Genomic DNA, 20,414 nt, shown 5'->3' on the forward strand with positions numbered 1-20,414 from the left:
CAACCCTGCGGTTGGAGTTCACTCCACCTATCGGTCGATTACCTGCACTCTGCGCACTTAGCCATGATCGCCTTGTGCATCCGGTCGCGCGTCTCGGTAGAGAGTTCGTAGATCTCGTGGTCTTTGTAGATCTCGATGGTCTGGCGGGTCGTGTTCACGACGACCTCGCAGTGGCTGCACTCGCATAGGTGAGCGCGTACCTCTTCAATGAACTCGGGCTGTACCTGCCCGTCGAAGTAGTCGGTCATCTTGCTGAGAAAGTCTGTGCAAGTCACTACGCTGTACTCTCTTTCTTCTGCCGGAAGTAGCGGCTCAACCGCTCCCGCAGTTGCAGTCTGGCCCGAAGCAGTCTCGATTTGACTGCCGGTACGCTCAATCCAAGCGCCTCGGCCGTCTCTTCCGTCGACAGGTTTTCGATGTCGCGCAGAGTAAAAACGGTTCTAAATCCTGGCGGCAGGCCATTAATTGTCTTGCGGAGTATATCGCCAAGTTCGCCCTGGTTGTACAGCTGCTCCGGATTCGGGCTCCAATCGGCAAAGTCGCGCGGGATCGAGCCCTCTTCCGTATGGACATCCTCGTCCATAGAGACGGTCTTGCTCGTCTTTCGTTTGCGCAACCGCATCAGGCTCTCGTTGACCGCGATCCGCACCAGCCAGGTGGAGAACTTCGAGTTCCCCTGAAACTGGTCAAGCTTCTGGTAGGCCTTCAGGAAAGCGTCCTGGGTAATGTCTTCAGCATCTTCGCGGTTCTGGGTGATGTGCTGCGCCACGCGGAAGATCTGCCGGTCGTACTGCTTCACCAGCGTCTCAAACGCGGAGACATCGCCAGCCTTGGCGCGCTCAACCAGCGCCACATCGGGGTGAATCTCTACTTCTTCCGTAACTGGTATGGGAGTCGTTGCCATAGGGGCGTTCATGCTCGGTGCGTACGACTGTTGGAGCTGGGCGGGACGCACTCCGCAAAGACGAGTGTAAATGCAGCAGGCGGCATGGGCAATGTTCGGGGCAGTGTGCCCGAACAAGTCAAGACACTGTCAACTCCCAAAACCGTACCCGGCAAGGTTCGTTTACAGGCCCGCCACGGTAACTCCGCCGCGCAGAGCTTACAGTTATAAGGTGGGCTCGATGGAAACAGTAAAGTCTTTGAACCTCCGGCCAAAGCAGAGTCCGGTCACACGCCGCGCCCTTGCCTTCACCCTGGCTATAGCTACCGCCTTCTCCGCCTTCGCGCCGATGTCTCTGTTCTCCCAGACCAGCGCGGGAAGCACCAAAACAGCTACCAAGTCAAAGAAAAAGGCTGGTGCGACCGCGAGTTCGAGCAAGAAGAAACCGGCATCAAAGTCGACTAAGGCCGCAGCGGCAAAGAAGCGCAAGTACGCCTCGAAGCCTACCCCACAAAGCATCCGTCTCTCGAGCGCCTTCGTCGCCTCGGCCAATCTTCGTCCCATGGCGCAGCAGCTCGCCGCCACGCGTTCCGCAGCCGCCTACGCTGGGGTGCAGAACTACGCCGCCGCCCACCCAGGCGAGGGCGCAGCCGCAGCCTACCTCGCTCTCGGCCACGCCTACGCGCAGGACCACCGCGCCACCGACGCTGCTGCGATGTTCCGGCGCGCCGACGCCGCAGGCAAGGCACTCGACGACTACGCCGACTACCTCGGCGCTCAGGCATCACTCCAGGCCAACCGCCCCGCCGACGCATACACTCTGCTCGACCACTTCGCCGACCGCCATCCCGACAGCATCTTCGTTGCCACCGCACCTATTCTGCTCGCCAACGCCTATCTGCAAAGCGGCGATCCGCAGGGCGCTCTTCGAACGCTGCAACCGCTCGCCCAGACGCCCGTCGGGACGAAGGCAGACTTCCGCTACGTCCTCGCCCGTGCTTACCAGCTCTCCGGCAACGCCGCCGTCGCCTCCGACATCTACCGCAAGCTCTACAGCCAGCTCCCGCTCAGCTCGGAGGCTCAGCAATCGCGCAGCCAGCTCCAGTCGATGGGACAACCTCTAACAGCGGGCGAGCGCAAGTCTCATGCCGACCAGCTCTTCAACGCCAAGCGATATACCGAGGCGGGCGACGAGTATCACGAGATCGCCAAGAACTCCTCCAGCCTCAGCACCGCCGACCTCAACGCCCTCAAGATCTACGAGGCCGTCTGCGACCTGAAGCTCAAACATCTCTCCCGCCGAGACGTCGAACATCTACCCGACACCGGCGACGACACGGCCGCCCTCAAGCTCTACATGCTCGCCGAGATCTCGCGCAATGAGAACGACGCCACCGGTCACGACGCCATCATCAACGACATGGTGAAGCGCTTCCCCGCCAGCCGCTGGCTTGAAGAAGCGCTCTACTCTGGCGGCAACATGTACCTGCTCAAGCACAACTCCCAACAGGCGATCTTCCACTACACAACCTTAGTCACGCTCTTCCCGCGCAGCACCTATGCTCCCTCCGCGCACTGGCGCGCCGCATGGATGAACTACCGCATCCGGAACTACTCCGAGGCTGCCCGCCTCATGGATGAGCAGATTCAGCAGTACGGCGGCGGCATCGAGATCCCCAGCGCGCTCTACTGGCGTGGCCGAATCTACGAAGACGAAGAGCACAACTTCGGCCAGGCGGCCAACTACTATCGCGCGCTCAACGCCACCTACACCAACTACTACTACGCGATCCTCGCCCGGCAACGGCTCGCGGTCATCGGCAATAAGGACAAAGTCGAACCCTCACCGGTGCTCGCCTCGGTCCACCCCACCGACGTGCCCGACCTTAGCCCCGAGCTTCCCGAGGACGACATTCACCTCATCAAGGCGCGGCTGCTCGCCAACGCTTCGCTGAATGAGTTCATCGGGCCGGAGATCGCAGCCAGCCCCGACTCGCCCGAATGGGGAGCGCTCGCCCAGGCAGAGATCTACACCTCGTTCGGCGAGGTCACCCGCGCCCTGCAGTCCATGAAGCACAGCGGCCTGCCCTACTTCGCCTTGCCCATCGACCAAGTCCCGGTGATCTACTGGCAGCTTCTCTTCCCCAAGCCGTACTGGGCCGATCTCGTCACCGACTCACAGCGCAACGGCGTCGATCCTTACCTCGTCGCCTCGCTGATCCGCCAGGAATCAGAGTTCAACGCCGGTGCCGTCAGCCGAGCTAACGCCTACGGCCTCATGCAGTTGCTGCCCTCGGTCGGGAAGGCTGCTGCAAAGAAGAACGGCATCAAGCGCTTCAGCACCAACGATCTTCTAAACCCGGCCACCAACCTTCTGCTCGGCACGACCAACCTGAAGCAGGTGCTCGACCGCTTCGGCGGCCAGGCCGAGTACGCTCTCGCCGCCTACAACGCCGGCGACACTCCCGTCAGGCTCTGGCTCTCCAGCAACGACTACAAGGACGTTCCCGAGTTCGTCGAGTCCATCCCCTACACCGAGACCCGTGAGTACGTGCAGGCCATTCTCCGCAACCGCGAGATGTACCGCGCCCTCTACCCCATTCGCTGAATGATTCCCACAATTGTGTAACATTCGCCCGCCTGAATCTGCGATATGATCTGCACCAGAAGTAGTGCACTCCGCGCCCGGAGGTCCCATCTCTTAGCTCCATCACTCGCATCCCGTTGTCGGCGAACAGGCATTCAACCTTGCAAAGTTTGAGCGGAAGAGGGCGCACATGGTGGCAGATCTCAGCTTCATCGAAGAGTGGATTCCCGATCAGATGGACCCCGGAACGGTCTTCGTTCTGGAGAATGCAGGAACCCTTGGCGAGGCGCAGAACCCCTATTGGGCAGTTCTCTCCTGCCCGGATTGCGGTTCGCTTGGCCTGATTACCCGAACCCAGTATCACGGCCTGGAATCGATGATCTGCGGTGCGGATGACTGCTCCGCGCAGTACTTTCTGCGCGACGGCAACCTCCGTTACCGCCTGCCAAGCTGAGCCGGACGAATCTCAGTCGATTCGTATGATTCCCTGCTCGATCGCGACCCGCGCCGCCTCGGTGCGGTCGCAGACATCCAGCTTGCTCGAGATGCTGCTCAACTGGTTCCGCACCGTGAACTGGCTTACCCCCGAGGCTCCGGCAATCTCCTTGTTGGTCAGCCCCTTCGCGACCATCTCCAGCACGCTCAACTCCCGTGCCGTCAGGTTCTTCCGCTGCCGCCGCTGCTCGATCCGCTCCATCATCTGGCTCGAAAAGATCAGTTTCCCCGCGTGCGCCAGTTCAATGCTCTTCGAGATGTGGTCCGGCAGCGCATCCTTGCTCAGATAGCCGCGAGCACCAGCCTCGAACGCTTGAAAGATCTCCTCATCCAGCTCGTAGGTTGACAGGATCAGGCCTCTGCACGCTGGCGCCTTCTGCTTCAGCCTCTTCAGCACCTCCACCCCGCCCATCGGCGACATCCGTAGATCGATCAACATGACGTCGACCGGCTGACGGCAGGCAACACGAAGCGCTTCTTCGCCGGAAGCACACACCATCACCAATTGAATCTGCGCAAAGTTCGAGATCATGCTGCGCAGCCCCTCGCGCACGACCGGGTGGTCGTCGACGATCAGCAGCCGGATCTTCGCAGCATCAGCCATGGCGGACTCCCATCCTCATCGACTCCTTCAGGTACAGCCACAGCCCATGCACGCCGGAACCGTTGAGCAGATGCGGCAGCCGCATAAGCTCTGTCTCCAGCCGAACGCTTGTGCCGTGGCCATCGCTGGTTATCTCCAGATGGCCACCAATCATCTCCGCTCGCTTGCTCATCCCGAAGAGACCGTTGCCGGTCGATTCCTTCTTCTCGCTTAGGCCCCGCCCATTATCGACGATCAACAACGTCAGATGCCGCGCCTCATAGCGCAGCCGAATCGAGAGCGATGAAGCCTCCGCATGAAGCACGGCATTCGAGATCGACTCCTGCCCGATCCGAAAGAAACAGTCCGCGACGCGCAACGGCAGCCGCCTTGGCTCGCCCTCCGAGACGCACTCGATGGACAAACTTCCGCCCTCCACCAGCCGCTCCGCGCAAGCCTTCAGTGCGGCGGCAAGATTGCTCAAACTCGCCACCTCCGACCGCAGCGTAGTGATGCTGCGACGCAACTCTTCATGGCTCTCGCGCACCATGCTCTGCGCCCGTACCAGTTCCTTATCAGGCGATCGTCCCGCTCCGAGCGTATCTTCGACCGCCCGCAGCTGGAACCCGATCCCGGCGAAGCTCTGCGAGACCGTATCGTGCAGGTCATGCGCCAACAGCTCGCGCTCTTCGAGAACATGCAGCAGATAACGATGCTTGATTTCGTTGTAGATCATCACGCCCCCAACGGCGAGCACCAGCACGAGAACAGTCACATACACAATGTGCCGCGAGTCCACCACGGAGCTTCATGTGTAACCCGCAAAGCGCCCTGAGAGGGCGAAAGCAGGAGCGCGAAGGCGCTGTCTCCCGCAAACCCAGGGTCGGACCGAATGACGCCGGTCAGTTGTAACTCGCTGCCGGGTCTCAGCTTCGACAGCTCACGTTCGTAGTTGTTCGCGTCCACGATCACTCGAAAGACTTCGCCCCTGGCCTCCAGTTCAAGCACACCCTGCCGCCCCGACGCTTCAAGCGTTCTCATCAGCGTGCCCTGAAGCACCACCAGGCGTCCATCCTCATCCCCCGTAGCCGCCTCGTCCGCGGCAATCATAGGCGGCGAAGCAGGATTGTTCGACCACAGGATCTTGACGTGCCCCTGCCGCATGACCGGCATCCCCGCCGACCGCGAGATGGAGCCGGTAATCTGCACCTCGTCTCCAATGGCCAGCGCTGGAGCATCATGCGACTCCACCGCAATGCCGCCCGTCGCATCCTCCACGTAAACCATCGGCAAGAGCAGACGCACCACCCCGCGGATGGAGGCCTGCGAAGCGGTCGTCGGCGAAAGTAGCCGCAGCTCCGCGATCGGCACGGTCGAACCTTCCAGCCTGTGATTCAGTGCCTCCTGCTGAATCGGTCCAATGTCGTTGACGCCCTTCGCCGCTCCATGCAGCGTACCCGCATTGTGCGAGCCCAGCGCAACGCCGTCCATCAGCGCTCTTAGGTCGGCGATCGTCGCCGGCTGCACGCGAAAGTTCTTCCACATCGCCGGTGTCTGGTAGGACTTGATCCCAACCTGTCCCGCGCGATTACACTTCGTCAGCTCGACGCCTTCGCGCACCGCCCCTTCATCCGGCAGGTTTACCATTACGCCGATCGAACACCCCACCACAACGACCTTCAAGTGATAGAAGCGGCGAACCTCGATGTTGCCGGGGATCGGAGTCGCCTTGTACTCCTCCCATCCGAAGTCCGAACGGCCAAGCAGCAGCGTATTATCCAACGTGCGCAGCCCGGCGAAGAACCCTGAGTACGAGTCCACACCCTGCTCAGGATCACGCGCCCTGACGATCAATCCGGTATCGCCGTAACTTCCCAACAGAGCAATATCGGCCTCGACGCTGTAGTCCTTCCAGTACTTCGATCCGCCCAGCAGCTTCGCCCCGCGCTCGTCGGAGTTGTTGCGCATCACGCCGTCGCTCAACTGCCACGCACCTCCATAGGGAGTCCACGCGTCAGCCGGGTTGTTGAAACCCTCGATACGCGGCCGCATGAGGCTGCGATATCCCAGCCATGCCACAGCCATCGCCGTCAGCAAGAGAACCGGCACTGCGATCTGCAGACTTCGCTTCACGCTCACTCCTACTGGTCGTTCCACCAGGCACGCTCGAGCAGTTGCCCGCCACCTCCTGGCTCTCAATGTTCGCCGCGGTCACAAGGAGCGGACGCACCACGGTCCCTCCACGCATCGGTTCACCACGAACTCCAGCGCAGATCGCCTCCGCAGCCATCCTTCCGAGGTCGTGAGTCTGCATCGCGACAACACCATCGATCTCTCCCGTACTGATAGAGGTGATGAGGTCCTGATCGAAGCCGACGATGTGCAGGGTTCGCTGCACAGCCTGATTCAACTTCGCAAAGTACGCCCCACGCGTGGAAGCCGCGCTCAGAGCCACCAGCGCATCGACTTTATGCGGGAGCGAGAGCAACTCCTGCCCAATCTGCTGCTCCTGCGCCAGATTGACCGACCCACTGCGACGGCCCACCACATGAATTGCCGGAAAGTTCTTCGAGAGCTCCGCCTCAAAGCCCTGATCTCGTTCAAGACTGCTGACACGGTTCAGATCAAGGCCCATGATGGCGACCGCCCCCTTGCCATGAAGCAGGGCTCCGATCTCGTCGGCGGCCATCTGACCACCTGCTCGCTCGTCGTTCAGCAGGTATGCAACGTTCGATCGGCGAATGCCCAGGTCCTCACCAATCACGACGATTGGCAGCCCCGCCGAAGCCGCACGCTGCACGGGATTACGCAGCGCCTGCGCCTGAATCGGCGCGAGAATAATTCCCGCATATTCGCCTTGACGCGAGTGGTCGAACAACGCGAGTTGCCCTTGCAGGTCGTCTTCGCGCGCGGGACCGTTATAGTGAATCTCCAGGCCGCAACTCGCCGCTCCGGTGACCGCACCCGCATGGGCCGCATCCCACAGCGGAACTCCGATGGTGATCGGGATCAGCGCGATCTGCTTCGGCGCGCGCTTGCATCCCTGCAACGCGCCCGCAAGCATGAGGCATGACATCAGCGAAAGGCGAAATGCTGACGCTGATGACATCCTCCTCTTCGTTCTGGTCCTGACCAATTTACGTCGACTGATAAAGCCGGTACGCCTCCGTCGTGATCGCCGGATACGGACGCATCAACACCTTACCACCGTCCGTATGCACCTCCCAGTCACCGGAGTTGGCCGAGACCCGCTGCGCCGCAAGCATCTGCGACTTCGTCAGCTTCGCGCCTCCCTGTTCGATGGCAAACAGCGCCACCGGCCCGCGCACCAGAGCCACGATATCGGGATGCTGCGGGTCGATGGGCGCCAGCCGCAGCGGCATGTCAAACGTCAACTCGATGCGGTCATCGTTCTTCCACGTCCGGTCGAGTTCAGCCCAGGTGCCGGGTTCAAGCGTCTGCCCGGTCGTCTTGCCGTTTACCCGCACAACGGACTTTGGGCCCGCCCATGACGGCACACGAAGCGCCACAACGAATCTCGCGGACTTATCCATCTTCAAGTGCAGGGTCGAGTCATCCAGTCGTGGATACTCTGTCGTCTGCGTCATCGCGACGAGGGCGCCATTCTGCCTGAATGTAACCTTCGAAGGCACATATAGGTTGACGTACACCCCTTTCGGGCTCCGCAGGTACGAGCTGATACCGTAGTCCGCGGTCAACTGCGGAAATGTTCCCGAACAGCACGGCCATTTCTGTTCGTAGTCCACCTTCTTCGCATCGTTGTTATAGTCCGCATAGTAGAAGCTCACGCCATCCGGACGAATCGGCCGCGCCCCGAGAATCGTGTTGTGCAGCACCGCCTCCATACTGTCGCCATAGGTACTGCTGCCGGTAACGCGCATCAGGTTGCGAGCGATCTTGAAGTGCCCATAGGCCCCGCACGGCGTCTCAAAGCTGTTGTGGGACGTGGTCAGCGTATGCGCCAACTCATCCGTGCCCGGCTTGCGGAAGCTCTCGTCCGGCCCCCATCCACCGGTGGCGAAGCTCTGCTCCAGCACAAACTGAAAGCCATTCTTCGCCGCCGCAAGATGCATCTCGCTGCCATCGGTGATGTAGGACTGCATCGCGGAGTTCAACGCATTCACGTGGCTATATGCATGTTGCCCTGGAAGCACGTTGCGGTTCTCCGAGAGCGGCCCAAAGTATGTGTCGTCCTGCAGAAAACGCCGCGCTAACAGACGGTAGCGATCGCCCGCGCCACGCTGATAGCCGATATAAAAGTTCTCCGGCAGCGTATAGCTCTCGTCCCATGTATAAGCGACGTTGGGGTGCGGGCGCGCGGCCATCTCGGTGCGATCGAGCGCCTTCGGTGGAAGCCACGGCAGTACAGCGTCGGTAGACTTATCCAACACCGCAAACGCATCCGGATCATGAGCGAACTCATGCGCATCGATCAAGCCGCAGTTCGTCTTCTCAAAGGTATAAGCGGGCAGGCAGTAGCCATCGTAGAACTTTGTGTTGACAGTCGCCGCATAGCCCTTCACCAGCCGATGCACCTTGGCCTGCGTGGCCTTGTCGCCGGTCACCGCATAGGCGCGCGACAACCCCGACAGATACTGCCCGAAGCTATGCCCCGGAATGTAGCCGGTCATGTCCTTGGGCGGATCGAACTTGTTCGACGGCGAGTACCACCCGCCCATATCTTCGCCCGGAGCGGGCATGCCGGTGAGCTGGCGAAACGGCTTCAGCATGCTGTCTTCATCGAGGTTCAGGAAGAGCTCGTGATTGTGCTTGAACTGTTCCTGCATCGGGCCATCGAGCAACTGCACATCGGCATAGTCGAACTGCATCAGTCGCGTTGGCTTCAGCGATGTCGCAGCATTTGTCGTGGCACCAAAGGCCACGCCGTGCATCACCGCACTTCCAGCAGCAAGCGCTGCACCTCTCTTTAGAAAACTCCGCCGGCTCTTACAGGACATTCGTTGTTCCTCTCTTCGCATATTCACTTTAACCCGCTAAACAAGAATCGCCATCTCGACCGAAGCGCAGCGGAGTCGAGAGCCCCCCGCATTTTGCCTTTCAACTCAAGGCTCGTTCGCGCCAGCCCCATCGCTCAACACAAACTTCGTCACCGTCACCTGGTTGTGGCTCTTTGCCGCCTGCAACCTCGCCACAAGATCGGGCAGCTTGTCCGTCTCCTTCAACCGCCGCTCCGCCTGCAGCTCCTGATAGAGCGCCGCCTCGTCATAGGGATCGCGTTTGAGCGCTTCATCCGCCTGCTCCACAACCTCCTTAAGATCACCGTGCCGCAGCAGCAACACGCAGAGCAGATCACGCGCCGACTGGTACGAAGGCTCAAGCTCCACAGAGCGTTTCGCCGCCGCGATTGCCTCAGCCAAACTCTTGCTATCTTCCGCAGCACCCTCCGACAGCGACTCCGCATAGAGATACTGCAGCAGAGCATCGTTCGGCTGCCCCTTCAGCTTCTCGCGAAAGACAGCCCGCGCGGCGGACATGTCGTGCTTCTGGCTGAAGAGCACACCCATCGCATCCTCCGCCAGCGAGAGCTTCGGATCGAGCCGATGCGCGGCCTCAAAGTCAGTAAGAGCAGCATCCATGTGATCAAGCTGCGCTCGCAGCACACCACGCGCAAGCAGCAGGCGAGGATTGTTCGGCAACTGTTGCAATCCCGTATTCAAAAGGTCGATGCCGACCTGATACGATCCATGCGCGAACGAAATCTCCGCGAAGTACAGGTAGTTCTCAGCACTCTTCGGCGCAAACTGGATCGCCTGCCGCAGCCAGTTCACGGCCTCGGGTGTCTTGTTGTCCGCCTCCGCAATGCGCGCCCGCAGGAGCAACGCCGCGTCGTCAGGCGGGCCGGCGTGTAGCAAAGGATCAAGCGTGGCGATAGCAGTCTCAAGGTCTCCCGAGTCACTCTCTGCCCGTGCCAGCGTCCGGCGATTGACGCCGCTCTCCTGCAGTGCGAGCAACTGAGTGAGCGGTTCAACAGCTTCCTTCATTCTGCCCAGCGTGACCAGGCATCCCGCATACTGACGAAGCGCTGGGACACTGCGGCTGATCTGCTCGCTTGCCATCAAGTAGTTCGTCACCGACGCCTCACAATCACCTTCCCGCGCCTCCACTGCACCCAACATTGCGTGCGCCGCCGAGTTCTCTGGCTGCAACTCAACCACACGTCTCAACAAACCGTCAGCCTCGGGCATGTGTCGGCTGTAGGCAATCTCCGGAGCTCCTTCAAGGCTTGCTAGGTTCCGCGGACACAACTGATTTGCACTTTGAAAACTTTGAAACGCATCGTCAAGCTTCGACTGGCCACGCTCCGCCAGACCAAGCAGGGTCAGGATGGAGCAGTCGTTCGGCTTCGTTGCAAGCGCTTCCCGCGCCGCACTCTCAGCCTCGGCGAACTTGTGCTGCTGCAGCATGGAATAGATGGCGGAACCCGATTGCGCGGGTGCGCTCACAGCCCCTGTCGTCATCAGCAGAGTCAGTAGAGCCAGAGCCCGCATGAAAAGCTGTCGCATGAAGAACTTCAACCTCGGGAGAAAAAGAAGAGCTGCGGCCATTGGAGCACAGGACCGCAGCCCGGAGAGCGCGATTAGAAGGTCAGGTTGCCTCCCAATTGAAAGAACCGCGGTGGCCCCTGTGATGTCGCCTTGCCGAAGTTGCCGTTCGACAGATCTGTCACCACGCCGCCGAGGTTCGGATGGTTGAAGATATTGAAGAACTCGAAGCGAAGCTGGAAGTTCACCGACTCCGCAATCGCCGTAGTCTTCAGGAAAGACGCATCCCACTGCTGGAAGGCCGGAGTGCGGAAGGCGTTGTACTTCTCGTTGCCATCCGTGCCCAACGTCGGCGCGGTAAAGTTCGAACCCACCAGCGATCCGGTATTCAGGAAAGCTTTGCGGCTGGTGTCCTGCTTATAACTCGTCACGTTCGGGAAGTCGCAGTTATCGCCGTCTGCGTTGTAGTCGCCGCCGTTGGCGAAAGATGCCGACGTATACACGTTGAGCGGATTTCCGCTCTGCGCGATTAGCGTTCCGTTGACCGACCAGCCGCTTAAGGCGCGTCCTGTCAGCCCTAGACCATTGTTGTACTTCGGCACCTCGTAGTTGACCACCGCCGACACACGGTCCGGAGCGTCCCAGTTCGACGGCCCGTACCAACGGTGCGGATTGGTGTAGGTGGGAAGAACCTGCGTGTCGTCCTTCGAGGCCGAGTGCGTGTAGTACACCGTAAAGAAGGTTCGCGGGAACCGGCCGCGAATTCCAGCGATGAAGGCGTTATACCCCGATTCACGATCGTTTTGCGTGTAGTAGATCGAACCGAAGCTCGTGTTCAATCTCGTCGGCGAAGTAGACCCGCTTTGTATCAGGTCGCCCTCGAAGACGTTGATGTCCTGCCCATAGCTGACGTTATAGACTTGGCCGCCGCCCGAGAGTAGATCTGTACCCCGCGTACCGGAGTACGCCAGGCTGGCGACGATGTTGTGAGCCACCTCGCGCTCTACACCAGCGGAGTAGATATACGCGATGGGCGACTTCAGATTCGCGTCGATACCGCCAATCGAGAACTGCAGTCCTTCGATACCCCCCTTCGCAGTAAGCGGACGCGCAGGCAGATCAGGAGCAGCGTAGCCATAAGGCTTGACGTTCGTCGTTCCCAGGCCAAAGATCGGCACCGGATCCTGTCCGCCGTAAAAGACCGGGAAGATGTTGCCCGGAGGGTTGCCGCGATACTCCTCCTGCAGATTTGGCAAGGGTTGGCCAGTTGTGGAAGATGCCAGCGCCGCCCTTGATGAGCCACTTACTCGCTGAGTCCGGGCTGTAGGCGATACCCGCGCGCGGGCTGAAGACATCGGTGATCGAACGGTTCAGAGCGTGGTGGTGCGGAACGACGGCTCCGTTCGCGATCTGTTCCTGGAACGTAGTGCCTGCGCCAGGGATGAAGTTACCGAAGACCGTGCTGGGCGTGCGCGAGTAAGGATTCCCGTAGTCATCCCAGCGGAGACCATAGTTTAGGGTAAGGTTGCGCTTCAGCTTCCAGGTGTCTTCCGCGAAGAAGCCGTGCGTCACGCCGGCTGCGTTCCAGCTATAAGCCGTGCGCTGACCGGTGGTCGGATTGTAAGAGAGTCCCGTCTCCGTATAAACATTGTCCTTCGCCAGATCGAGCAGGCTGTTGAAGTTGAACGTCGGCTGGTCATAAGGGCCATCGAAGACCTCAACGTCATCCGAGAAAAGGCCTTCGTAACCAACCCGAATGTCGTGTGACTTGAAGGTGTGATTGAGAACATCACGCCAGTGATAGTTGTGCTGGATGAAGTCGCCCTGAGCGAAGCCCGCGCCAAAGCCCTGGCCAAGGCCAGTTACATTGACGACCGGCACCGTGAACAGGCCAGTGCTGGGCGCGATACCCTCCACACGCATCGCGGCGAACGAGGCCTCGTTCAGGGTCGTGGAGTTGAAGGTGTGTGTCTCGTTGACCTGGGTCGCGTACTGCGCGTAGTTGCTGGTGGTACCAAAGGCCAGGCGGGGATTGGTGCCGTTACTGTCCAGCGTCGTGCGATAGTACGCACCGTAGAGCCGCTCAGCCTTGAAGTTCTTATCGAGACGGATGCTGTACTGATTGCCGTTTCGGAACGCGGTATCGGTGTAGTTGCCGTTATCAAGGATAGGAGTGCCGCAGGGCAGGAAGTTGCTGGCCGCCGTACCGCACGGCGTCGCGCTCGTCGCCGGAAAGACGCCGGAGGCAGTCGAGGCCACGGTTACGTTATTGACCTTCGTGACCGGATACTTGGTCAGCAGAAGAGTTCCAATCGTGTTCGGGAAGTTGGTCTGTGCGAAGGCTGTGAAGGCCGGATCTTCAAAGGTGATGTTCGAGCTCACAGCCGTGGAAGAACGAAGCGGCTCGATCGCGAAGAAGAAGAAACCATCCTTATGCGGAATGATCGGCCCACCGATGGTCGCCGAGATGTTGTTGCTATGGAACGGCGTGTAGGTCTTCGAAAACTCTGTCCCAGCGAAGAAGCCCTGGTAGTTGAAGTAGTCGCTTGCATTGCCGTGATACCGGCTGCCACCAGACTTCGTGGTCATGGTCATCTGGATGGAGCTCGAACGGCCGTAGTCCACGTTGTAGGTGTTGGTCTGGATCGTCGTCTCCTGGATCGAGTCCGGATTGGGCGTCATGTTCAGAACGCCGGGCCGAATGGAGCTGCTCACGTCAAGCCCGTCGACGATGTACATGTTGCCGACCGCGCCCATGCCGTTCGCGCTGGCGTCGACCTGCGTCTCGGTCGAAAAATTATCGCGGCCCGAACCCGGGCTGCCGTTACTCGTCACGCCGGGTGCGAGGGTCACCAGCGAGATCATATTGCGGCCCGCGAGCGGCAGCGTCGACAGCGTCTCCGTAGAAAGCGTTTCCTGCTGCCGCGTCTCGCCGATATCCAGCACCGCGGCCTCGGTGTTTACATTCACCTGCTGCGTCTCGCCGCCTACGACCAGGGTTACCGGCAGATTGAGGTTCTGGTTGGTCCCCAGAGTCAGGCTGATGTGCGAAGGAGTAAATCCGCTCAGCGTGCTGTCCAGTTCATACGCCGCGGGTGCAAGGCTGACGAACTGGTAGACGCCGTCGCTGCCGCTCGCCGCAGTGCGCCTCTCGCCCGTCGACTTGTTGGTCAGCACCAGCGACGCGTTGGCCACGACAGCGCCGGTCGGGTCAGTCACGACCCCCGAGATGTTTCCGCTGAATTGCGCTAGACCCGTCTCCGAAAGCCCAAACAGGAGAAACGCGAATGAGCAAAGGACCAAAGATAGAAGACGCCTCGACATGAACTGACCTCGTAGAAGTGGATGGCTACAGAGTCCGGAATCGCATACTTCAAGCCGCCGCGAGGCTGTCGCGGTGATTGGTTTTGAGTAAACGATTTCTCAGACCTGAGAACTCTAGGCATCGCCCTCTATCACAGTCAAGACGGATAGTACATCCGTACCATCTCCTATTTTGCAGTCCAACACCGGCCTAAACTCACGTTCCGCGAGTTTCCGTATGGATCATCAAGGCCGATTCGTTATCCAATACGATATGCACCCAACTGCCGATGCCCCGGCCTCTCTCGACACCTCAAACGATAGCCACAACTCCATCGCGATCGACTTCGCGAATACCTACGCCAAGCTGCCCGAACGCTTCTACTCGCGGACGACTGCAATGCCTGTCGCCGCGCCTCGCCTGATCAAGATCAACGAGCGACTAGTGCTGCAGCTTGGCCTGGACCCGCTTGCGCTCGCCACTCCGGAGGGAATCGCGATTCTTGCAGGCAACCGCGTCGCAGCGGGATCGGAACCGATCGCGCTTGCATACGCCGGACACCAGTTCGGGCACTTCGTCCCGCAGCTTGGCGATGGCCGCGCGCTTCTTCTGGGAGAGGTGATCGCGCAGGGCGGCCAACGCTACGACATCCAGCTCAAAGGCTCCGGCCCGACCGCGTTCTCGCGCCGTGGCGATGGACGCGCGGCGCTCGGGCCGGTCCTGCGCGAGTACATCCTCAGCGAGGCCATGGCAGCACTCGGCGTACCCACCACGCGAGCCCTTGCCGCCGTGACCACCGGCCAGAAAGTAGTTCGCGAGACTGTATTGCCAGGAGCGATCTTCACGCGGGTCGCCGCAAGCCACCTCCGCGTCGGCACGTTTCAATACTTCGCCGCGCGGTCGGACATCGAAGGCACAAAGCTTCTGGCGGACTATGCCATCGCTCGCCACTACCCCGAAGCGGCTTTGACTACACATCCCTACCGGGCATTCCTCGATGGCGTTATCTCCCGTCAGGCGCGGCTGGTTGCGCAATGGATGTTGATCGGATTCATTCATGGCGTGATGAACACCGACAACACCTCGATCTCCGGCGAGACCATCGACTACGGCCCCTGCGCCCTGCTCGAGGCCTACGACCCGGCCAAGGTCTACAGCTCCATCGACCAGCAGGGCCGCTACGCCTATGGCAATCAACCCGCCATGATGCTGTGGAACCTCACGCGCCTTGCCGAATCGCTGCTGCCTCTTATCGCGAAGGAGTCTGGCGGAGACGAAGCCGGGCTTGCCACGGCCCGGGAGTCGCTGGCGTCCTTCGAAGGAATCTTCAACACGGCACTGCACGCGGGCCTCCGAAGCAAGCTGGGCATGGCAACTCACCGCGAAGATGACGAAGCGCTCGCGGTTGATCTGCTCTCCCGGATGGCGGCGAATCGAGCCGACTTCACACTGACCTTCCGCACGCTCTGCGATGCCGCAGCCAGCACAGACGCGGACGTCCGTGTCCGCACTCTCTTCGCAGATCCAGCTTCCTACGACGAATGGGCGGGGGCATGGCGACGACGGCTCGAGAGCGAGTCCGCTTCAGCGCAGGATCGCGCGGCCGCGATGCGCGCGGCCAACCCGTCCATCATCCCGCGCAATCATCTCGTGCAGGCCGTGATCGACTCGGCTATCGAGCGCGAGGACTTCCGGCCGTTCGAAGAGATGCTCGACGCGATATCCCGCCCCTATGACGATCGTCCCGAGCTGGAGCGCTACACCAGACCGGCTCGCCCCGAAGAATCCGTGATTGCCACCTTCTGCGGAACTTAAATCCCAGATAACTTGATCTAAGTCGCTGAATTTACGCGATAATCGCAAGCAGGAGACCGGCCCCGAATGACGCTGCATTCTTCCTCTACCGCCGTGATGGATTCGCCTGCCGCAATCGAGCGGCCTCGCCGACTGCTTTCGATCGACCTGCTGCGAGGGCTGACTCTCGCCTTCATGATCCTGGTCAACGATAACGGCGACGGCAACGGTGCTTACTGGGCCCTGAAACACGCTGACTGGAACGGCTTCACGCCGACCGATCTCGTCTTCCCCACCTTCCTCTTCCTCGTCGGCATCTCGACGGTACTTTCGACCGCTGGCAGGCTCGCCCGCGGCGAGAGCAAGCAGGGCCTCTTCCTGCATGTCCTGCGCCGGTCGGCGATCCTGTTTCTCCTGGGAATGGTGGTCAACAACTTTCCCTTCTTTCACTTTGCGACCATGCGGTTCTATGGCGTGTTGCCGCGCATTGCGCTCTGCTATCTGATCGTTGCGACTTTCTATATCTACTTTCCCGGCTGGCGAAGCAAGGCCGCTGCTCTGGTCGCCGCCCTCGTCGGCTATTGGATCCTGATGCGCTTCGTGGCCGTGCCTGGCCTCGGCACTCCCACCCACGAGATCCCTCTGCTTAGTCGCGACGCAAATCTTACGGCATGGTTGGATCGGCAGATCTTCTCGCCCGGTCACCTGTACGAACGCACCCGCGACCCTGAAGGGCTGCTCAGCACGCTGCCTGCCCTGGGAACGATCCTTATGGGCCTGCTCACCGGCCTGTGGCTGCAGACAAAGCACACGCTCAGGACAAAGGCGAACTACATCCTGCTTGCGGGCTTCACCGCACTCTCTCTAGGGCTGATGTGGAACGTCGACTTCCCCATCAACAAGAAGCTTTGGACCAGCTCCTACACGCTCTTCGCGGGCGGCTTGAGCATGATCCTGCTGGCGCTGTTTCTGTGGATCGCAGACCTGCGCAAGCCTTCGCAGGAGTCAGGTAACTCCTTCGCCAGCACGGCGCTGCTGGTCTTCGGCACCAACGCCATCTTCTCCTACGTCCTGTCGGAGGTACTGGCCACGATCTTCGGCATCGTTCATCTCGGCAACGGCCAGAACCTTCAGCAGACGCTCTATGGACTCTGCCATCGCGTCATTCCGGACGTCGCCTTCGCATCGCTCATCTACAGCCTGGGATACGTCGCCCTGTGCTGGCTTGTGGTCTACGTCTTCCTCTATCGCAGACGCATCTTCCTCAAGATCTGAGTGGATTACTCATCCCGTCCGGGACGCGTCATCAGCTCGCGGATCGCATCCTTGGGGTCCTTGTCGTGATTCAGAATCGCGTCCACCTGCTCAGTGATCGGCATATCGACGCCGTAGCGGGCAGCCAGTCCCAACGCGGCGGTAGTGCTGCGAATCCCTTCGGCCACCTTGCCGTTGAGCTCGGCAAGGATCGCGTTGAGCTTGCGCCCCTTGCCGAGTTCGACACCGACGGTGCGATTGCGGGAGAGGCCTCCTGTGCATGTAAGGACAAGATCACCTACGCCAGAGAGTCCGGCAAGTGTCTGCCTGCGGCCTCCGCAGGCGACGGACAGGCGAGTGATCTCGGCGATGCCCCGAGTAATCAGCGCCGCGGCAGAGTTACTGCCCAGATCGAGGCCCACCACCACACCGGCCGCCAACGCGATGACGTTCTTCAACGCGCCGCCAAGTTCCACCCCGGATACGTCGTCGTTCGTGTAGACACGCAGCGACGGACTGGTGAACTCCTGCTGGATAAGCTGCGCCAGGACACCGTCGCTGGCAGCCGCAACGATCGCCGTCGGCTGGCCGGTAGCGACCTCCTGAGCAAAAGACGGGCCGCTCAACACTCCAATCGGGTTGTTGGTCACCGAGGCCATCACCTGCGACATGCGCAGGAAGCTTCCGTCCTCGATTCCTTTACTGGCGCTGATCAGGATCTGGTTGCGCGTCAGCAGCGGCGCGATATGCGAGACGATGCCGCGCATGTGCTGCGACGGAGGCACGCACAGCAAAATGTCTGCCTCGAAGATCGCGCCCGGCAGATCGGCAGTAATCTGGACATCCGCCGGAACCATCGCGTTCGGCAGATAGGTCACGTTCCGGCCGGTCTCGGTCATCGTCTCGGCGAGAGACTCCGAATGCGACCACAGTACGAGTTCATGCCCCCCACGCCGGGCCAAAGAGATCGTCAGTGCGGTGCCCCAGGCACCAGCTCCAAGAATTGCAATGCGGCTCAATCGCCCGCCTTTCTGGAGCCGAAACGGCTCTCAGTTCCTGCCAGAAGACGGCGGATATTTTGATGGTGCTTGCCAATAATCAACACGCTAAGAAAGAGAAACCCCGAAATCACGATAGGACTGCGCTCCGGAACAAAATAGTAAGCAAAGAATGGCAGTGTGGCCGCCGCAATGATCGAAGCCAGGGAGACAAAACGCGTGAGCATCACCACCACGATGAAGACGCTGAGGATGCACAGAGCACTCGGCCAGGTAAGCGCAAGAAAGACACCGAGAGCGCTGGCGACTCCCTTTCCGCCGCGAAAGCCGAGCCATACCGGAAAAACGTGCCCAACCACCGCCGCCACGCCGCTCGCAACCGCCAGGTCATAGTTCCCCGGCGCGATCAGCATAGCGATCCACACCGCTCCGCACGCCTTACCGAGATCGAGCAGCAACGTCGCGATGCCCAGGCCTTTCGCTCCCGAACGCAACACGTTCGTCGCTCCGATGTTGCCGCTGCCTGTCTTGCGGATGTCCTCGTGCTTGAAAGTCCGCACCAGCAGATATCCAAAAGGGATAGAGCCCAGCAGATAGGCAGTCGTCAGCGAGATGATCCAGCTATTCATTCCTCGTCTTTGTTACCAGTTTCGAGGTACGTCTAGCAAGCCGCATCGCTGTTTTCAGGCAGATCGGGCCCTGTGCAGAATCCCCCCGCGACCTCATTCACGGGAGCTCCATCGCGAATTGTGAAAACGCAGGTGGAAGCTAAAGCGCGGGCTCAGGAACTACAGCCGCCGTCGTGCCTATCCTGCGGCGGTCGCTCTTCGCCTCATACAGAGCCTTATCACATGCGCCGATCAAGTCTCCCCAGGTGGATGCAGCCGAGCTTGCCTCCGCGCAGCCGAAGCTGGCAGAGATGCGCACCTCTTTGCCCCCGAAGGGAATGACCACGGAACGCAACGCGTGGTCGAGTGCGCGAGCCATCTCGCGCGCGACCTCGACCGGTGTACGCGGCAGCAGCGCAATGAACTCGTCGCCGCCCATCCTGCCGATAAAATCGCTGTGCCGCAGCCCGAGTTCAAGGCAGCGCGCGACAGCGATCAGCGTCACATCGCCGCAGGCATGGCCATGAGAATCGTTGATCTGCTTGAAGTCATTCAAATCAACTGCAATCGCTGAGGCAGGCGCGTCCAGGGTCACCGCTCCAAGGACCTTCTCAGCCGCGCGGTCCATGGCCCGCCGGTTCAAGAGCCCCGTAAGCGGATCGGTCAACGCCTGCACCGCGAGATTGCCCCGCAGCAGCGACGCCGTCATCCAAACGTACGATACGATCGCCCCACACTGCAGAGCAGTATTGATCAGCACCATCCAGACCAGGCCACCACGCACCTTCAGATAGTCCTGCGGGACCGCCTGCGTGGCTACCGCCGCGATCCGCCATAGGTTCATCAGCCCAAGTCCTCCCAGCATAAATACCATCGAGGCGGCCGCATGCGTGTCGCGGCGCTCCTTACGCGCCACGAAGAGGGCGACATGCGCCTGCTGCAGACAGAGAACAACGCTGTAAGCCAGGAGCCGCTTGTCGGTATCGGGATGGATCAGTCCGTATTGCACCATCGTGACCACGCCAACCGCGGCCAGAACCCCCTGAATGCGGAGCTCGGTCAGCTTCGCTCCGAAGAATCGCGCCAGGCAGATAAAAAGCGCAATGTAGCCTGCCACGACAAACAGGTTGCCGCCCACAATCGAGATCGAGTTGGGGATGTGTCCCCGCAGCGCAACGAGCAGGGCGCCCACAAAAAGCAGGGCGTTATAAATCGAAAACCAGTGGATGCCCTGAATTCCCTTGTGCATACGGGCGTTCACAACTGTGAGCAGCGTATACACGGCCAGCAAAACAGTGTGTTCGACATGTAGGGAGTGAATGTCCATGGGGCCTGACCGCAATCGAGTCGATTATATTGACCAACACCGGCCATGGCCCCTACA

The 20,414-nt window shown here is 60.5% G+C and carries 17 protein-coding genes; 4 read left to right on the plus strand and 13 right to left on the minus strand.

The features are described 5' to 3' along the window. Nucleotides 1-38: 38 nt before the first annotated feature. Nucleotides 39-275, minus strand: a complete 237-nt coding sequence (locus OHL18_RS13650) for an anti-sigma factor family protein (protein ID WP_184220258.1) — start codon at nucleotides 273-275, stop codon at nucleotides 39-41. Next, nucleotides 275-904 (minus strand): sigma-70 family RNA polymerase sigma factor, encoded by a 630-nt coding sequence (locus OHL18_RS13655; RefSeq protein ID WP_263375397.1) that lies wholly within the window; start codon nucleotides 902-904, stop codon nucleotides 275-277. The genes OHL18_RS13650 and OHL18_RS13655 overlap by 1 nt, the downstream gene beginning before the upstream one ends. Before the next feature lie 220 nt (nucleotides 905-1,124). On the opposite strand from OHL18_RS13655, the gene OHL18_RS13660 reads away from it, so the two are divergent. Together OHL18_RS13660 and OHL18_RS13665 are read left to right on the plus strand one after the other, a co-directional pair. After that, the gene (locus OHL18_RS13660) at nucleotides 1,125-3,491 is read left to right on the plus strand and encodes a lytic transglycosylase domain-containing protein (RefSeq protein ID WP_263375398.1); all 2,367 of its coding nucleotides are present in this window, start codon (nucleotides 1,125-1,127) and stop codon (nucleotides 3,489-3,491) included. A 169-nt stretch (nucleotides 3,492-3,660) separates the two neighbouring features. Further along, nucleotides 3,661-3,924 (plus strand): hypothetical protein, encoded by a 264-nt coding sequence (locus OHL18_RS13665; RefSeq protein ID WP_263375399.1) that lies wholly within the window; start codon nucleotides 3,661-3,663, stop codon nucleotides 3,922-3,924. A gap of 12 nt (nucleotides 3,925-3,936) precedes the next feature. On the opposite strand, the gene OHL18_RS13670 is transcribed toward OHL18_RS13665, so the two are convergent. From OHL18_RS13670 to OHL18_RS13705, 8 genes are all read right to left on the minus strand, one after another. After that, nucleotides 3,937-4,569, minus strand: a complete 633-nt coding sequence (locus OHL18_RS13670; RefSeq protein ID WP_263375400.1) for a response regulator transcription factor — start codon at nucleotides 4,567-4,569, stop codon at nucleotides 3,937-3,939. After that, nucleotides 4,562-5,347, minus strand: coding sequence for a sensor histidine kinase (locus tag OHL18_RS13675; RefSeq protein WP_263375401.1), 786 nt, complete (start codon nucleotides 5,345-5,347; stop codon nucleotides 4,562-4,564). Before OHL18_RS13675 ends, OHL18_RS13670 begins: the two co-directional genes overlap by 8 nt. Beyond that, nucleotides 5,320-6,681 carry a hypothetical protein gene (locus OHL18_RS13680; RefSeq protein ID WP_263375402.1) on the minus strand — a complete coding sequence of 454 codons (1,362 nt, stop codon included), beginning with the start codon at nucleotides 6,679-6,681 and terminating at the stop codon, nucleotides 5,320-5,322. Before OHL18_RS13680 ends, OHL18_RS13675 begins: the two co-directional genes overlap by 28 nt. After that, nucleotides 6,563-7,657, minus strand: a complete 1,095-nt coding sequence (locus tag OHL18_RS13685) for a substrate-binding domain-containing protein (RefSeq protein WP_263375403.1) — start codon at nucleotides 7,655-7,657, stop codon at nucleotides 6,563-6,565. The genes OHL18_RS13680 and OHL18_RS13685 overlap by 119 nt, the downstream gene beginning before the upstream one ends. A gap of 28 nt (nucleotides 7,658-7,685) precedes the next feature. Further along, entirely contained in the window at nucleotides 7,686-9,527 is a 1,842-nt protein-coding gene (locus OHL18_RS13690) for a glycoside hydrolase family 127 protein (protein WP_263375404.1), read from the minus strand. Nucleotides 9,528-9,632: 105 nt separating this feature from the next. Beyond that, nucleotides 9,633-11,093 (minus strand): tetratricopeptide repeat protein, encoded by a 1,461-nt coding sequence (locus OHL18_RS13695; protein WP_263375405.1) that lies wholly within the window; start codon nucleotides 11,091-11,093, stop codon nucleotides 9,633-9,635. A 74-nt stretch (nucleotides 11,094-11,167) separates the two neighbouring features. Beyond that, entirely contained in the window at nucleotides 11,168-12,250 is a 1,083-nt protein-coding gene (locus OHL18_RS13700; RefSeq protein WP_263375406.1) for a hypothetical protein, read from the minus strand. Beyond that, nucleotides 12,192-14,291 (minus strand): TonB-dependent receptor, encoded by a 2,100-nt coding sequence (locus OHL18_RS13705; protein ID WP_263375407.1) that lies wholly within the window; start codon nucleotides 14,289-14,291, stop codon nucleotides 12,192-12,194. Before OHL18_RS13705 ends, OHL18_RS13700 begins: the two co-directional genes overlap by 59 nt. A gap of 358 nt (nucleotides 14,292-14,649) precedes the next feature. Between OHL18_RS13705 and OHL18_RS13710 the strand changes: the two genes are divergently transcribed. Further along, the gene (locus OHL18_RS13710; protein WP_263375408.1) at nucleotides 14,650-16,191 is read left to right on the plus strand and encodes a protein adenylyltransferase SelO; all 1,542 of its coding nucleotides are present in this window, start codon (nucleotides 14,650-14,652) and stop codon (nucleotides 16,189-16,191) included. A 66-nt stretch (nucleotides 16,192-16,257) separates the two neighbouring features. Then, a complete protein-coding gene (locus OHL18_RS13715) occupies nucleotides 16,258-17,445 on the plus strand; it encodes an acyltransferase family protein (RefSeq protein ID WP_263375409.1) in 1,188 nt (395 codons plus the stop codon). A gap of 5 nt (nucleotides 17,446-17,450) precedes the next feature. Here the strand turns inward: OHL18_RS13715 and OHL18_RS13720 are convergent, their stop codons facing one another. From OHL18_RS13720 to OHL18_RS13730, 3 genes are all read right to left on the minus strand, one after another. Continuing rightward, the gene (locus tag OHL18_RS13720; protein ID WP_263375410.1) at nucleotides 17,451-18,443 is read right to left on the minus strand and encodes an NAD(P)H-dependent glycerol-3-phosphate dehydrogenase; all 993 of its coding nucleotides are present in this window, start codon (nucleotides 18,441-18,443) and stop codon (nucleotides 17,451-17,453) included. Then, entirely contained in the window at nucleotides 18,440-19,051 is a 612-nt protein-coding gene (plsY, locus tag OHL18_RS13725) for a glycerol-3-phosphate 1-O-acyltransferase PlsY (protein WP_263375411.1), read from the minus strand. The genes OHL18_RS13720 and plsY overlap by 4 nt, the downstream gene beginning before the upstream one ends. A 139-nt stretch (nucleotides 19,052-19,190) precedes the next feature. Beyond that, on the minus strand, nucleotides 19,191-20,357 hold the full coding sequence (locus OHL18_RS13730) for a GGDEF domain-containing protein (RefSeq protein ID WP_263375412.1): 1,167 nt from the start codon (nucleotides 20,355-20,357) through the stop codon (nucleotides 19,191-19,193). Between the last annotated feature and the right edge of the window lie 57 nt (nucleotides 20,358-20,414).

Source organism: Granulicella aggregans, assembly GCF_025685565.1.
Lineage (GTDB): Bacteria > Acidobacteriota > Terriglobia > Terriglobales > Acidobacteriaceae > Edaphobacter > Edaphobacter aggregans_B.

What these genes read in the sequence shown, in the direction of transcription:
- OHL18_RS13655 (WP_263375397.1), bottom strand. Translation starts at nt 904, where the DNA reads ATGGCAACGACTCCCATACCAGTTACGGAAGAAGTAGAGATTCACCCC.
- OHL18_RS13660 (WP_263375398.1), top strand. Translation starts at nt 1,125, where the DNA reads ATGGAAACAGTAAAGTCTTTGAACCTCCGGCCAAAGCAGAGTCCGGTC.
- OHL18_RS13665 (WP_263375399.1), top strand. Translation starts at nt 3,661, where the DNA reads ATGGTGGCAGATCTCAGCTTCATCGAAGAGTGGATTCCCGATCAGATG.
- OHL18_RS13670 (WP_263375400.1), bottom strand. Translation starts at nt 4,569, where the DNA reads ATGGCTGATGCTGCGAAGATCCGGCTGCTGATCGTCGACGACCACCCG.
- OHL18_RS13685 (WP_263375403.1), bottom strand. Translation starts at nt 7,657, where the DNA reads ATGTCATCAGCGTCAGCATTTCGCCTTTCGCTGATGTCATGCCTCATG.
- OHL18_RS13690 (WP_263375404.1), bottom strand. Translation starts at nt 9,527, where the DNA reads ATGTCCTGTAAGAGCCGGCGGAGTTTTCTAAAGAGAGGTGCAGCGCTT.
- OHL18_RS13695 (WP_263375405.1), bottom strand. Translation starts at nt 11,093, where the DNA reads ATGCGACAGCTTTTCATGCGGGCTCTGGCTCTACTGACTCTGCTGATG.
- OHL18_RS13710 (WP_263375408.1), top strand. Translation starts at nt 14,650, where the DNA reads ATGCACCCAACTGCCGATGCCCCGGCCTCTCTCGACACCTCAAACGAT.
- OHL18_RS13715 (WP_263375409.1), top strand. Translation starts at nt 16,258, where the DNA reads ATGACGCTGCATTCTTCCTCTACCGCCGTGATGGATTCGCCTGCCGCA.
- plsY (WP_263375411.1), bottom strand. Translation starts at nt 19,051, where the DNA reads ATGAATAGCTGGATCATCTCGCTGACGACTGCCTATCTGCTGGGCTCT.
- OHL18_RS13730 (WP_263375412.1), bottom strand. Translation starts at nt 20,357, where the DNA reads ATGGACATTCACTCCCTACATGTCGAACACACTGTTTTGCTGGCCGTG.